Consider the following 14,110-nt stretch of genomic DNA (forward strand, 5'->3'; position numbering starts at 1 on the left):
GATTTCCGCCTCTGATACAGTCCTCGAGTGCATAAGCATGGCCGGCCGTACCTAATCCGCCTGCGGTAATTATCAGAGATAATATCAGATGTCTGGTTTTTTTTATCAGGTGACAGTATTTCATCAAATCTCCCGCTGACAATTCAGCTTTGTAATATATATTCCGTTCGTGGGTAAAGTGCCGGTAATGTCATACCGGATAATGCATTGCTGCATATTTCCGTCCTGCTTCCAGGTCACGCGGATATCACCTTTTTCTTTATCCGCAATGAAATAGAGCGTATTAAAATTAGATACCAGGTATTCAGTATCACCACCCATCGTTGCTTTTGCGCCTAACGGTATTTCTTTATTATCAGGTGTTTTCAGTGTGATCAGCAGTTTGTAGCCTTTCTTCACATTGAAATCGGCCAGAATTAGCGCGCCTTTTGTCGGAACAATATCGTTAATAATATTATTTTCGATCTCGGTATCACCGGGGATGGTCTGAGTATCAATCACAATATTATTTTTCCGGTATGGCGTCATACCGGAAACAACAGCAAGGCCCGAATTATTTGTCTGAGCAGACTGACCGTTAATGATACCCACACCGGCAGTATCTTTGGTCAGTACCAGTGCATTGGTATTCTGCAATGCGGGAGCGGTAACTACGCCATATTGTGTGGCCAGCAATGAACCATTCATACCATAGCTGAGATTTTTATTATTTTTACTGTATGAATAACCGGCATTAACAGACGCATATTGTGAGCGATAGGAACTACTCAGACCGCCTGAATTCCCGGTGCCTTTATTACCCTGACTCTGATAAATATCCCAGCTGCCTTGTTGGTTCTCACCATAATTCCCGCTGAGCCCGGCAGTCTGTAACGTCTGATGATCGGCATCGGAAGAAATATTATAATTTGCCCAGATGGTATTATCTTTAATATTGAGCGGAATATTAAGGTTCATACTGACATTATAGGTATTATTTTTACCATTCTCAGTTCTTGTGCCCTGATAATAATTATAATATATACCGTAGTTCATTTTGTTAAATGAGCTGTTGAACCCGGCATTATAGGATTTTTGTCTTTTACCGGATGTATATTCATAAATAACAGTCGACAGATTAAGCGATGAATTGCCGGAAAAAACAGGCTGATTCAGTGATAAAGTGTATTCATTTTTAAGTTTATTATGGTCGTTCCGGTTTTCATCATATGACATTGCATCCTCGAAACGATAAAATTTAGCATCAAAGTGACGGTAACCCACCAGGGATACGCTGGTATTTGTTGCTTCTATTCTCTTTGAGTAGTTAACGCGAAACGCATTCCCGGCAGAGGCTTTATCGTGATTAAGAGTTGCTTTTGCATGCAGGATATCGGCTGTGATTGCACCAAAAGCACCAAAGTTAAATGCAGCACCGATACCGCCGGATTGATAATCTTTGGCAACAAATGCTCCGCCGAAAACGGTGACAAAATCGGTCAGGCCATAAAATATTTCTGCCTGATTGATTTTCTTTCCGTTACCTTTGTTATTGCTGTCATAGGTTCCGCCGGAAATGCTGTAACGCATATTTCCTTTCTTTTCCAGTGTGGAAATTGAAGAGAAAGGAACGATGAAATTTTTCTCACTACCATCAGTTTCTTTAACATTAACATACAGGTTTCCGCCATTACTCATCGGGTAATATTCGGTGAGATTAAACGGACCGGCAGGAACACTTTGTCTCAGGATAATTTCACCATTCTGAACAACAGTGACAACGGCTTCTGAATTTGCCATGCCGGAAATTGACGGAACATAGTTTGTTTTACTGACCGGATCCATGGTTCTGTCTGTTGTCAGACGAATACCACGAAATTTAACAGAATCAAATAACTGTGATGATGAATATAAATTACCGACAGTAAATTCACTTTTCAGTGAATTTATGTTTCTCGATAAGGTATTACTGATATTTTTCCATTTGTTTTTATTATTATCATCATTCATCCAGGTAGAATAATTCTGATAACGCCATGCGCCCAGATTGACTCTGGTCTGGATATTTCCATAATAGCTGTCTTTTGTTTCGCCATTGTGCTGACGATTTACTGCCGAAAATAAATAGTTAACAAAAAGTGCAGGGATACCATTATCCCAGTTTTCCTGCTCTAATGCTTCCAGTTTATCTTTATTAATGTATGACTGTGGTGTTGTCAGTGCATAAATCCGGGTGTTAAGGTCGAGATAGCCATGCGTATATTCAATGTCATTGATATTAAAACAGCCACCGGTATCATCATTATCTGATGACGGAAAATCGAGTCCTGTGTTTTCCCATTCTTCTCTTGAAAAACAGGGAATGAGCTTTTCATTACCAGCTTTGTTTTTTTTCAAAACAAAATCAATCTCTTTTGTGGTAATTTTATTATTGTTAATAACAAGAGTTACTTTGTATTTTCCGGGCGCATTATCATTTTCTTTGAAAACATTGACATCTTCATTAGTCAGTTGTGAGTTACTGCCGGGAATGTTAAATAAACTGGCCGGATAATAATCATCGGCCATAACGGAGAAAGATGTCCCTGCCATAAGGACAGGCATCACGGATAATGACATAAAATGGTTTTTATTATGATATTTTTTCATCATCATTATCATCTGTTATTTAGCAGAATAACTTAATTCAACGGCTTTACCGTAATCATTTATGTATGTCAGTTTTACATTTGCAGGTGCTTTAATTGCCTGCGGGACAGTTATTGTTTCCACCGATTTAGGCGATATATATCCGGCAGGCAGTTTTACTTCCTGGTTGTTGACGGTGATTTTTGAAATATTTACATAATAAGGCGTGCTGTTATTAACCGTAAGGCGGTTACCTGAAACAGACCAGTCTAACTTATTCGCATAGGTTTCAATATCACGGCTGTTATCGAGAGCCGCCGGACGATACAGGATTTTTATTCTGTTGGTCATCGAGTAGCGCAGAACGTTTTCCTGGCCTTCCTCACTCGGCGCCACAAACTTAACATTCAGCCAGTAAAGAGACTCTCTGTCAGCCGGTAATGGCGCCACTTTTGTGATCTGTAATGTATTCTTTTTTTCAGCCCGTAATTTGACGAGTGGTGGTGTTGAAACAAAATCAGGGCTGACATTTCCTGCTTTATCTTCAACCCATGACTGCAAAAGATAATTTCTGCCTTTGTCGGTATTAAAGGCAACAACACCCTCGCTGTTATTTTTTTCATGATAAATAACGCGGGTTGTTTCTAAACCAAAACCGGCATAGCTTTCTGATACCAAAAGAAGTAATGCACAAGCAGAGAGAATATTTGTTTTAGTGAACATGATTAATCCTTGGTTATTTTATTATAGTGAGGGCGCGCAGAGTATTTCATCTGCGCATAAATATTAATTATATGAGAGCGTATAATTCAGCGTTGCATCCGCCTGGCCGGCTTCAACGTCGTCAGCGGTACTGTAGTAGTATGCGGTATAACTTCCCTTCCATGATGCGCTGGAAGATACGTTATATTCCTCTGTTTTTGAGCCATCAATCACAACAGGGTCATTATTGGTATCACCATTCTCAAATATAAGGACAGCAATATTTTTAGCCGTTGTACTTGCGTTCGGGTTATCTAATTCTAACAGCTCGTTATCACCATCTTTTGGCTTACCATGTAACTGTAATTTTACTTTTCCCTGATCCGGGCAGTCTGTTAATGAAATATTCAGTTCACCGTAGCCATCTTTTCCGCCAACCATAGTGCCGGTTTCTGTAAATGCACTGGTCGGATAACGACCCATTAACACATCAACATTAGGAGAGTTAGTATCGTTAAGATCAATCGAACAGGTGGCATTATAAATAAAGCCTTTAAAGGAAATTGTACCTGTCTGATCAACTGCGGATGCACTCATAGCAGTACCGGCAAGTAATGCAGAAATTAATGATTTACCAATTATAGATTTTTTCATCTTAAACCTTATTTAAATGAGTTTTTTATTATTCAGTGTCAGCTGAATAAAAATGAGATCGTGGTGTTTTATGCGAAACAATAATGAATAAAGGCAGAAATAATTCTGGTAATGATAAATACAATTTTCATTGTCCGGAGTTGAAGATTATTTTTTCTGCTGCTTACTATTTGTCTGGTTTAATGTATAGATATATGAGTGTCTCTGAATAACTCACAGAATGAGTATATCGAAATAATGTATTGAGAATACCCTGCGGTGTATCTCTGTGTAATCTGATGTTTCAAACTATTGCGCTGTTAGTATTGGATTTAATCTTTTGATTTTTATGTGTATTTTTATTGTATTTATTTTATCTTATTTCTTTTTCACCGGATGTGAACAAAATGAATAGTAAGTAATGATTTAAATATCAATAGGTTGAGTAATAATAAATGAAAGAAAAACGGGGAGGAAATGCATTATTTACTTACATCTCACACGCGTATTTTTTTTAAAAAAGAACACAGGAAATGATTTTTTATCGGCCTGAATAATGATTTACATCGGAATTTGATGTGTGATTTTTTCCGGAAATGAGAGGTATTATCAGAGAGGCGGGAAATAACAGATACCGGAACAGGGGATATTGCCGGTATCTGTCAGATGTTATCTGTAAATTATAATATTATGGCGGACAGCTTTATATTGCTGCGCTCACTTCCTGATAAGCGAACAGTCCGGCGGCACCGCCGGTGTGCACAAACAGAAGTGGTGAAGTATCTTCCGGGTGTCTGCGAACCTGGTCAATCAGCCCGGCCATGGCTTTACCGGTGTAAACCGGATCCAGCAAAATACCTTCGTGACGCGCCAGCAGTTCAATGGCTTCCAGCCCGCCGGCATTCGGCATGCCGTATTCCGGGGCAAAATAGCTGTCCCACAGCACAATCGGTGCCGGTGTTTCAATATCAAACAGCTGTGCCAGTTCGTTTTGCAGTTTAACCACTTTCGGCGCCTGGTCAGCATATACCCGCGATACGGTGACACCGATAACCGGGGTCTGCGGCATCACCAGCTGTAATCCGGCAGACAGCCCGGCGTGTGTTCCGGCGCTGCCGGAGGCGACCACGACAGCACCGAATTCTGTGCCTTCCGGTGTCTGCTGCACGATTTCCATGGCGCACTCCGCATAGCCGAGGGAACCCAGCATATTGGAGCCGCCGACCGGCACGATATACGCATCACTGAGCTGCATATGGTTGATCAATGCCTGCATCTGCGCATCCGGGTCAGTCAGGGCATCACACATCACACAGTGTGTGCCAAATAAATCCGTCAGCAGCTTGTTGCCGTTATTCAGAAAATTGGCTTCCTGACTGCCGATCGGGTTTTCCAGCAGCGCCACACATTTCAGGCCGTACATTGCCGCAACAGCCGCTGTCTGGCGGACGTGGTTGGACTGAATGGCTCCGGCAGTGACAATAAACTGTGCGCCTTTTTCCAGGGCATCCGCCATCAGGAATTCCAGTTTGCGCAGCTTGTTGCCGCCTGCCGCCAGCGGTGTCAGATCATCACGTTTGATGTAAATCTCCCGTCCCAGCAGGCGGGAGAGATTATTCAGTTTATTCAGCGGCGTGACACCGCTGAGCAGATTAAGCTTACTGAACTGCGCCAGTGTCTGTTGCAGCCGGGTTGCCCCGGCAGTGTTTACAGAAGAAGACATATCATTTCCTTATTGAATTCGCAGTCATACTCAGTAGGTGAATCCTAGCCAGAGATAGACGGCCAGCGCAAAACTCGCGGTTAATACCGCATACGGCATCTGGGTACGGATATGCTCAATATGGTCACAGTCTGTCGCCATCGATGCCACGATCGCATCACTGGAGATAGGGGAGGTCATATCACCAAAGATAGACCCGGCGATAGCCGCACCAATCATGTATTCCGGCGGCATACCGACAGACAGACCCAACTGCACACCAATCGGGATCATGATGGCGAATGTACCCCAGGAGGTGCCGGTCGCCAGTGACATAATGGCACTGATCAGGAAGATAAAGCCGACAGAGAAGCCCGGCGCGATAACCCCTGATGTCACCTGAGCAATATAGGCACCGGTGTTAAGGTCGGAAGAGACAGAGCCCATCAGGAAGGCGAGGATCATCACCGAGCTGATTTTAATCATATTGGCATAGCCGATATAGAGCTCTTTAAAGAAGGTATCGACATTCATCACGCGGCGCGCCAGGAACCAGACAAATGACACCGCCGTCCCGAACATTACGCCCCAGTAAACCGAGGTGGAACCACTGCCTTTGCTGAACTCGCCGTCACCGGTGATATACAGCGCGACCGGCACCATCAGAATGGTGGAAAGGATCGGGATAAAGAAGTTCAGTGACGTATGACAGTTTGGATGATCAATAATGTCTTTATCATCTTCCGGCTCGTCGTGCGTTTCTTCCGGTGTACCGGTGATAACATCCGCAGAGCTGATGAGTGCCTGCGCACGCATTTCTGCTTTGCGCATCGGTCCCCAGGAGACATTACTGAAGATATAGAACAGAATGCTGGCGAGTGAGAACCAGGCCATGATGTTGTAAACCATGGAATGTGCCAGGATATCAAACGGTTCGCCGGTGATCAGCCCCTGAGAGATCTGCACACCGATAACGCCCATCATTGCCGCACCCCAGCCGTTGATCATGGCGGAAGAACAGACAGACACACAGGCGGTCTGGATGATGTAAGACATTTTCTCCGGCGGCACGCCGTATTTTTTTGCCAGCGCTTTGGTGGAAGCACCGGAAACCAGCTGGTTAATCGAGCTTTCGATAAAAATCAGGGACGTGATAATCACCGCCAGCAGCTGAACACCCTTGCGGCCTTTGATGATCTGCGTTTTGTTGGTCAGCAGGCGGACAAGCGCCCGTACACCGCCGGTCACCACGACCAGCCGCATAATCCCGCCAATCATCAGCATAAAGATGATGGTTTTGGCGTTTCCTGATGATTTAAAGACATCAATAATCCCTTCGAGGGTCGCGCGGATCCCCAGTAAGAGGTTGTGATCATGAATAACAGTAAAGCCGACAAGTATCCCGATCAGCAGTGATAAAATCACCTGACGGGTACAGATGGCCAGAATAATTGTGACGACCGGGGTAATGACCGTCCAGATACCATAGTCCTGCATACGCTTTCTCTTTTATTATTGTGGTAGTGATGCTGTGTCAGGCCAGAGCCTGCTGTAAATCAGCCAGTAAATCGCCGATATCTTCGATGCCGACAGACAAACGCAGTGTGCTGTCAAAAACACCGATGGATTCGCGCTCTTCGCGGGTCATGGAGCCGTGGGACATGGTCGCGGAGTGATTCACCATGCTTTCAACACCACCCAGCGATTCAGCGAGCACAAAATAGCGCAGTTTTTTCACAAATGCTTCGGTTTCTGCGAGGCCGCCTTTCAGCTGAATAGTGACCACGGCACCGCCGGTGCGCATCTGTTTTTTGCATAACTCATATTGCGGATGATCTTTCAGGCCCGGATAAAATACTTTTTCAATCTTGTCGTGACCGGACAGGAATTCCGCCACGGCCTGTGCATTGCTGCATTGTGCCGCCATCCGCAGTGCCAGGGTTTTCAGGCCGCGCAGGGCGAGATAGGCATCAAACGGAGAGGCAATCGCGCCGGTGGTGGTTTTCAGGAAATTCAGTCTTTCCGCGAGGTCGTCACGGTTGGTGATCACCGCACCGCCGATTAAGTCAGAGTGACCGCCGATATATTTACTGGAGGAGACCATGATCAGATCCGCGCCCATGGTCAGAGGTTTCTGGTTCCACGGTGTCGCGAAGGTGTTATCGATGCAGGTTACGATATTGTGTTCTTTGGCCAGTCCGCAGATGGCTTCAATATCAACCAGTTCCAGTAACGGGTTGGTCGGGCTTTCTATCCAGATCATGCGGGTGTTGTCTTTGATTTTGCTGCGGACTGCGGCTAAATCATTGAGATCAACATAATCGAACTCGTGGCCGCAGTTCTCTTTTGCCACACGCTCAAACAGACGGAAAGTTCCGCCGTACACGCCTTTCATCGCAATAATATGGGAGCCCTGCGGGAAGATATTCAGCACCAGTGCCGCCGCCGCCACACCGGAGGCGGTTGCGGTGGCGTAAGTACCTTCCTCGACATCGGCCAGCAGTGTTTCATAGGCGTGGCGGGTCGGGTTACTGACACGGGAATAGGCGTATTCACCGTGCTCGCTCAGGCTGGTCTGCACAAACGTACTGGCGGTGGTGATCGCCGGGAAAATAGCATGGTTTACTTTATCCTGCTGCTGTCCGCCGTGGATCAGCACAGTGGCAATTTTCTTACTCATAGTTGGTGTCCTGTAAAATATGCGATGAATATTTAATGGTTATTGTAATGGCCGGATAGTGGCACAGGTAGTCAGAAAAAATTTTCTAAAAAAATTCCGCTGCCGCAGACGGCAGAGAATAAATTTCTCTGTTATAAAATAAGTGTTATATATCAGATAATTGCATGTTTTATATGAATGAGAGGTGAATCACACTATGAATAATAAGGTTATTATTTTTATTTTACGGTCAAAAAAACCGGGTTGATTTTGCCCGGTTTCTGGTGTCTGAGAGTAAAAAAGGTGTGCAGGGGGATCAGTTCCGCACCAGGTCAACAGGATAGGAATTGAACAGATAACCATCAAAATTCGGGTCATCGACATCCGACAGCTCCAGCAGGCGCTGTTTTACATTTTCCAGATGCTGCCACATGGCTTCTTTGGCCGCCGCCGGGTCTTTCTTAATCATGGCGGCGAGGATCACCTGGTGATCGGTCATCCACTCTTTGCGGTAATCTTTATTGGTGATGCGCGTATGCAGCTTCAGCCACATCGGGTTGTTTTCCCGCCATGCCCAGGATTGTTTCAGTAACTCCACCAGCATGCTGTTATGGGTCGCCTGCGCGATGGCCAGGTGAAACTCGCGGTCGCCGGTTTCATCTTCCCCGGTTTTCAGTTCGTCGCGTTCCCGCTGCAGGGCACTGCGCATATTGGCGATATCCACCGGTGTGGCCTGGGTGGCGGCAAATTCCGCGATATTGCTTTCCAGCAGCTGCCGCGCCTGTAACAGCTCAAACGGACCGGCGGCATTGAGCGAACCGTTATCCGTATAACCGTCTTTCTGATGCGGCAGGTCAGTAATATAGATACCGGATCCTTTACGGACCTCTATCAGGTTTTCCAGTTCCAGCATAATAAGTGCCTCGCGTACCACGGTACGGGACACACTGAGCATCTCAGCAATTTCGCGCTCAGGAGGAAGCTTATCACCCACAGCATAGTGCATATTGGTGATCATCTGACGCAATGCGTGGCCAACTTCCTGATAAGGACGTTTTGATTCGATAAATTGAGTCATCTGTGGTGCCATAAATAAAATGAAATCGGAGTCAGTTTACCAGATATTGGTCAACCAAAAATGATTTTGATGACTATAATATAAAATAAACCACCCAATATTGGTAATACAGGGTGGTTTATCTGAGAGGTGCAACGAAGATTATTTCACGTCGCGGATACGATCTGCCATTTTGGATAACTCAGGGTTGGACTTGGCAATATCGTCATACATCGGTTTTACCGCATCCTGGAAGGTGACTTTATCAACGGTGATAAATTCAACACCCTGCTTCTCAACTTTCGCACGTTCTTCTTTCTCTGAGGCTTCCCAGAGTTTCGCCATTGTCTGTGCGGAGTCTTTGGCTGCCTGCTTCACAATTTCCTGCTGTTCCGGTGTCAGCTTATCCAGTGATTTGGTCGACATCACCAGCACATCCGGCACCATTGTATGCTCATCCAGAGAGAAGAACTTGGTGACTTCGCTGTGACGGCTCAGTGTATAGGACGGGATATTGTTTTCTGCCGCATCCACCACGCCCTGCTGTAAGGCGGTATAGAGTTCACCGTAAGCCAGCGGGGTCGGGTTACCGCCGAGTGCTTTTACCATTGAGATAGCCGTCGGGCTCGGCTGTACGCGGATTTTCAGACCTTTCAGATCGTCCGGTGTGCGGATAGGTTTCTTGGCATAGAAGCTGCGCGCGCCCGCATCATAGTAAGTCAGACCGACAAACCCGCTGTCTTTGCTGGAGTCGAGGATCTCCTGTCCGATATCACCGTAGATAATTTTTTCGTAGTGTGGTTTGTCACGGAACAGGTAAGGCAGGTTAAAGACGGAGTAAGCCGGTGAGAAAGCTTCCAGTTCAGCAGCATTGGATTTGACGATATCCAGTGCACCGTTCTGCATTAATTCCATGGATTCACGCTGGTTGCCCAATTGCGCGTCCGGGTAGATACGGATGCGGACGTCACCGTTTGTTTTGGTTTTTACGTCATCCGCAAACTGTGTCATGGCTTTGTGAACAGCATGATCACGGTTCTGGTTATGGCTGAGTTTCAGCGTGGTGGCGGCGAAAGCCTGGGTAGCGCTGAGAGCAAATACCGCGCCGATAACAGTGCTGAGGATACGTTTGCTGTTTTTCACGTTAGGGTTCTCCGGAGGAAAATGAGCTTCTTATTATGTTGTCTCACCTTAATCACAAGTCACTAAGTGGTCAAAAGGTAAACCTTCATTGGTTGACCACTATCACAAAATAACCCCAATCTCTGGTTAACCAAATCATAATGTGATCACCGTCACTCACTGTTTTCAGCGGGATAGACTATGCTCGAACAGCAAAATTTGTATTTGGTGTGACAGTTGCCAAATTGGTTAACCAAAATAAGAACAAGGACAAGGCCAATGAAAAACCTTGTAGCGCTGATTAATAAAGGGCTTGCTGTTTTTACTATCTGTTTATCAGCATTCCTGGTGTTCTGTGTGACATGGCAGGTGTTATCCCGCTATATCCTCAGCTCCCCGAGTACCATTACTGATGAACTCGCCCGTTACCTTTTTATGTGGGTCGCCATGATTGGTGCGGCTTACACCACAGGACAACACCGGCACCTCGCGATTGATCTTCTCGTTATGAAACTGTCAGGTGCAAGAAAGCAGTTTGTCAGTTTATTTATCCAGATTGCCATTATTGCCTTTGCAGGCATTGTGCTGGTGTACGGCGGCAGCACACTGGTCTCTTCCACACTGGAAAGCGGTCAGATCACCCCGGCACTGGGCTGGCAGATGGGTTACATCTATCTCTGTTTACCAATCAGCGGCTTACTGATGATTATGTATGCACTGGTTGATATCTTTTCACTCTTTCAGCCGGGTTCAGCAAATACTGAACTGACTGACAGCCATTAATGGTGCGATGAGAGGTTAATTATGGATTGGTATGTGATTGCCGCGCTCTTCGGCACCTTTGCGTTTCTGCTGGTTCTCAGTGTTCCGGTTTCCTTCGCTATCGGCCTGTCATCGTTAGTGGCGATTGCCATGACGCTGCCGCTCGACTCCGCGATTACTGTTGTCGCCCAGCGTATGGCGGCAGGGGTGGATAACTTCTCGCTGCTGGCGATCCCGTTCTTTATTCTCGCCGGTAACATTATGAACCAGGGCGGTATCGCTGCCCGGCTGATTAATGTGGCAAAAGTGATCGGCGGTCGTCTGCCGGGCTCACTGCTGCACGTGAATATCATGGCGAACATGCTGTTTGGTGCGATTTCCGGTTCTGCAGTGGCTTCTGCGGCTGCGGTCGGCGGCACCATGTCCCCGATGCAGAAAAAAGAGGGGTATGACCCGGAACTGTCCGCTGCAGTGAATATTGCGTCCTGCCCGTCAGGCCTGCTGATCCCGCCGAGCAACACGCTGATTGTTTACTCGCTGGTTTCCGGTGGTACGTCGATTGCCGCACTGTTCCTGGCCGGGTATATTCCGGGCATCCTGATGGGGCTGTCTCTGATGATCGTTTCCGGGATTATCGCGAAAAAACGCGGTTATCCGGTTGCACCGCGCCCGACATGGAATGAGTTTTTCTCAACCCTCTGGAAAGCTGTTCCGTCACTGATGCTGATCGTGGTGATTATGGGCGGGATTATCGCCGGTATCTTTACCGCGACAGAAGCATCCGCGATTGCCGTGATCTACAGCTTTGTTCTGGCCGTGATTATTTATCGTGAAGTCAGTTTCAGCCGCCTGCCGAAAATTATTCTGGAATCGGCAGTGACAACTTCTATCGTGCTGCTCCTGATCGGTGCCTCCATGGGGATGTCATGGGCGATGGCGAACGCGGATCTGCCGTATCTGATTGCTGACGGTCTGATGGCGATTTCCGATAACGCGCTGACTATCCTGCTGGTCATTAACATCATCCTGCTGATTGTCGGTATCTTTATGGATATGACGCCGGCGGTGCTGATTTTCACCCCGATTTTCCTGCCTGTCGCCATGGATATGGGGATTGACCCGGTACACTTCGGGATCATCATGACATTCAACCTGGCTATCGGTATCTGTACCCCGCCGGTCGGCAGCGCACTGTTTGTCGGGTGTTCCGTGGGCGGCGTCAGTATTGATAAAGTCCTGAAACCACTGGTGCCGATGTATATCGCACTGATTGCGGCGCTGGCGGTGGTGACCTATTTCCCTCAGCTCAGCCTGTGGCTGCCTGAGTTAGTCCTGAACTATACACCATCGTAATACCGGTGTTGTCACTCATCTGCCCTGCCGGATGAGTGACCGTTTTGGTTTACCTATTTAGTGAAATGAAAGTAACAAAAACGCACTTTTCGTTGATGTATTTTTATTTACAGTAAAAACAATAAATTAATCATAAAACAAAATGTGATATTGGTTGACCAATATTGTTTTCAGGCTTGACGTCTCTCTGTGTTGATAGGAAGATGACAACGCTGTACACGTGACAGCAAGGTTTGACAGCAATACTCGTCACACCGGGGATTTAATTGGTCAACCAAATACACAGTGATGATATTCGCGGAGCATAAACGAGGTTTAGTATGAAACAAACTTGGCGTTGGTACGGACCGGCAGATCCGGTTACTTTATCTGATATTCGTCAGGCGGGCGCTACCGGTATCGTGACAGCGCTGCACCATATCCCGAACGGTGAAGTCTGGACCACAGACGAAATTCAGAAGCGCAAGGCGCTGATTGAAGCTAACCATCTGGAATGGACCGTGGTTGAGAGTGTGCCTATCCACGAAGATATCAAAACACAGACCGGTGAGTATGAAAAATGGATTGCCAACTATCAGCAATCGCTGCGTAACCTCGCCGCCTGCGGGATTTATACTGTCTGCTACAACTTCATGCCGGTTCTTGACTGGACCCGTACTGACCTGGAATATGAGCTGCCGGACGGCTCAAAAGCATTACGTTTTGATCAGATTGAATTTGCGGTGTTCGAAATTTACCTCTTACAGCGCGAAGGGGCTGAGCAGGACTACACCGCAGAAGAACTTGCGCAGGCCAAAACCCGCTTTGAAACCATGCGGGATGACGAAAAACAAAAACTGATAAACAATATTATTGCCGGTCTTCCGGGGGCGGAAGAAGGCTATACACTTGAACAATTCCGCCAGCACCTGAAACGTTACGCCGGTATCGATAAAGCGAAATTACGTGAGCACTTTGCGTATTTCCTGAATAAAATCATTCCGGTGGCTGAAGAGTGCGGCCTGAAAATGGCTGTGCATCCTGATGATCCTCCGCGTCCTATCCTCGGCCTGCCGCGCATTGTCTCCACGATTGAAGATATGCAGTGGATGGCGGATACCGTCAACAGTGATGCCAACGGTTACACCATGTGCACCGGCTCTTACGGCGTGCGTGCTGACAACGATCTGGTCAATATGATTCAGACCTTTGGTCCGCGGATTTACTTCCTGCATCTGCGTTCAACCATGCGCGAAGAAAATCCGAATACTTTCCATGAAGCGGCGCATCTGGCCGGTGATGTGGATATGTATAATGTGATCAGCGCGGTTGCCGCCGAAGAGAACCGCCGCCGTGAGAGCGGCTCTGAGTCTCTGATCCCGATGCGTCCGGATCACGGTCATCAGATGCTGGATGACCTGAAAAAGAAAACCAACCCGGGCTATTCCGCCATCGGCCGTCTGAAAGGGCTGGCTGAAATCCGTGGTCTGGAAATGGGTATTCACCGCGCATTCTATACAAAATAATATCTCAT

The 14,110-nt window shown here is 46.7% G+C and carries 11 protein-coding genes; 3 read left to right on the forward strand and 8 right to left on the reverse strand.

Annotated elements, in window-relative coordinates; all coding sequences use genetic code 11:
* Positions 1 to 123: 123 nt before the first annotated feature.
* From HMPREF3119_RS09670 to HMPREF3119_RS09705, 8 genes are all read right to left on the reverse strand, one after another.
* Positions 124 to 2,634 (reverse strand): fimbria/pilus outer membrane usher protein, encoded by a 2,511-nt coding sequence (locus HMPREF3119_RS09670; protein WP_083297270.1) that lies wholly within the window; start codon positions 2,632 to 2,634, stop codon positions 124 to 126.
* Positions 2,635 to 2,643: 9 nt separating this feature from the next.
* Positions 2,644 to 3,330 (reverse strand): fimbrial biogenesis chaperone, encoded by a 687-nt coding sequence (locus HMPREF3119_RS09675; RefSeq protein ID WP_070579551.1) that lies wholly within the window; start codon positions 3,328 to 3,330, stop codon positions 2,644 to 2,646.
* Between the two features lie 63 nt (positions 3,331 to 3,393).
* Positions 3,394 to 3,963, reverse strand: a complete 570-nt coding sequence (locus tag HMPREF3119_RS09680) for a fimbrial protein (protein ID WP_032098619.1) — start codon at positions 3,961 to 3,963, stop codon at positions 3,394 to 3,396.
* Between the two features lie 682 nt (positions 3,964 to 4,645).
* Positions 4,646 to 5,665: a D-cysteine desulfhydrase gene (locus tag HMPREF3119_RS09685; protein ID WP_004237922.1), complete on the reverse strand. Its 1,020-nt coding sequence runs from the start codon at positions 5,663 to 5,665 to the stop codon at positions 4,646 to 4,648.
* Between the two features lie 30 nt (positions 5,666 to 5,695).
* The gene (locus tag HMPREF3119_RS09690) at positions 5,696 to 7,141 is read right to left on the reverse strand and encodes a Na+/H+ antiporter NhaC family protein (RefSeq protein WP_004904626.1); all 1,446 of its coding nucleotides are present in this window, start codon (positions 7,139 to 7,141) and stop codon (positions 5,696 to 5,698) included.
* A gap of 37 nt (positions 7,142 to 7,178) precedes the next feature.
* Complete coding sequence (locus HMPREF3119_RS09695; RefSeq protein WP_024474710.1) at positions 7,179 to 8,324, reverse strand: trans-sulfuration enzyme family protein; 1,146 nt, start codon at positions 8,322 to 8,324, stop codon at positions 7,179 to 7,181.
* A 295-nt stretch (positions 8,325 to 8,619) separates the two neighbouring features.
* Positions 8,620 to 9,381 carry an FCD domain-containing protein gene (locus HMPREF3119_RS09700; protein WP_370531206.1) on the reverse strand — a complete coding sequence of 254 codons (762 nt, stop codon included), beginning with the start codon at positions 9,379 to 9,381 and terminating at the stop codon, positions 8,620 to 8,622.
* Positions 9,382 to 9,522: 141 nt separating this feature from the next.
* On the reverse strand, positions 9,523 to 10,503 hold the full coding sequence (locus tag HMPREF3119_RS09705) for a TRAP transporter substrate-binding protein (protein WP_015422348.1): 981 nt from the start codon (positions 10,501 to 10,503) through the stop codon (positions 9,523 to 9,525).
* 258 nt (positions 10,504 to 10,761) lie between these two features.
* Here HMPREF3119_RS09705 and HMPREF3119_RS09710 point away from each other — a divergent pair, with 258 nt between their 5' ends.
* From HMPREF3119_RS09710 to uxuA, 3 genes are all read left to right on the forward strand, one after another.
* The gene (locus tag HMPREF3119_RS09710) at positions 10,762 to 11,265 is read left to right on the forward strand and encodes a TRAP transporter small permease (protein ID WP_004237927.1); all 504 of its coding nucleotides are present in this window, start codon (positions 10,762 to 10,764) and stop codon (positions 11,263 to 11,265) included.
* Positions 11,266 to 11,286: 21 nt separating this feature from the next.
* On the forward strand, positions 11,287 to 12,597 hold the full coding sequence (locus tag HMPREF3119_RS09715; RefSeq protein WP_070579554.1) for a TRAP transporter large permease: 1,311 nt from the start codon (positions 11,287 to 11,289) through the stop codon (positions 12,595 to 12,597).
* Between the two features lie 320 nt (positions 12,598 to 12,917).
* Complete coding sequence (gene uxuA, locus HMPREF3119_RS09720; RefSeq protein ID WP_004237929.1) at positions 12,918 to 14,102, forward strand: mannonate dehydratase; 1,185 nt, start codon at positions 12,918 to 12,920, stop codon at positions 14,100 to 14,102.
* Positions 14,103 to 14,110: the final 8 nt, after the last annotated feature.

This window comes from Morganella sp. HMSC11D09 (assembly GCF_001807955.1).
GTDB lineage: Bacteria > Pseudomonadota > Gammaproteobacteria > Enterobacterales > Enterobacteriaceae > Morganella > Morganella morganii.

Coding starts and splice junctions, on each gene's coding strand:
- uxuA (WP_004237929.1), top strand. CDS start 12,918: ATGAAACAAACTTGGCGTTGGTACGGACCGGCAGATCCGGTTACTTTA.
- HMPREF3119_RS09715 (WP_070579554.1), top strand. CDS start 11,287: ATGGATTGGTATGTGATTGCCGCGCTCTTCGGCACCTTTGCGTTTCTG.
- HMPREF3119_RS09685 (WP_004237922.1), bottom strand. CDS start 5,665: ATGTCTTCTTCTGTAAACACTGCCGGGGCAACCCGGCTGCAACAGACA.
- HMPREF3119_RS09675 (WP_070579551.1), bottom strand. CDS start 3,330: ATGTTCACTAAAACAAATATTCTCTCTGCTTGTGCATTACTTCTTTTG.
- HMPREF3119_RS09690 (WP_004904626.1), bottom strand. CDS start 7,141: ATGCAGGACTATGGTATCTGGACGGTCATTACCCCGGTCGTCACAATT.
- HMPREF3119_RS09670 (WP_083297270.1), bottom strand. CDS start 2,634: ATGATGATGAAAAAATATCATAATAAAAACCATTTTATGTCATTATCC.
- HMPREF3119_RS09695 (WP_024474710.1), bottom strand. CDS start 8,324: ATGAGTAAGAAAATTGCCACTGTGCTGATCCACGGCGGACAGCAGCAG.
- HMPREF3119_RS09700 (WP_370531206.1), bottom strand. CDS start 9,381: ATGACTCAATTTATCGAATCAAAACGTCCTTATCAGGAAGTTGGCCAC.
- HMPREF3119_RS09680 (WP_032098619.1), bottom strand. CDS start 3,963: ATGAAAAAATCTATAATTGGTAAATCATTAATTTCTGCATTACTTGCC.
- HMPREF3119_RS09710 (WP_004237927.1), top strand. CDS start 10,762: ATGAAAAACCTTGTAGCGCTGATTAATAAAGGGCTTGCTGTTTTTACT.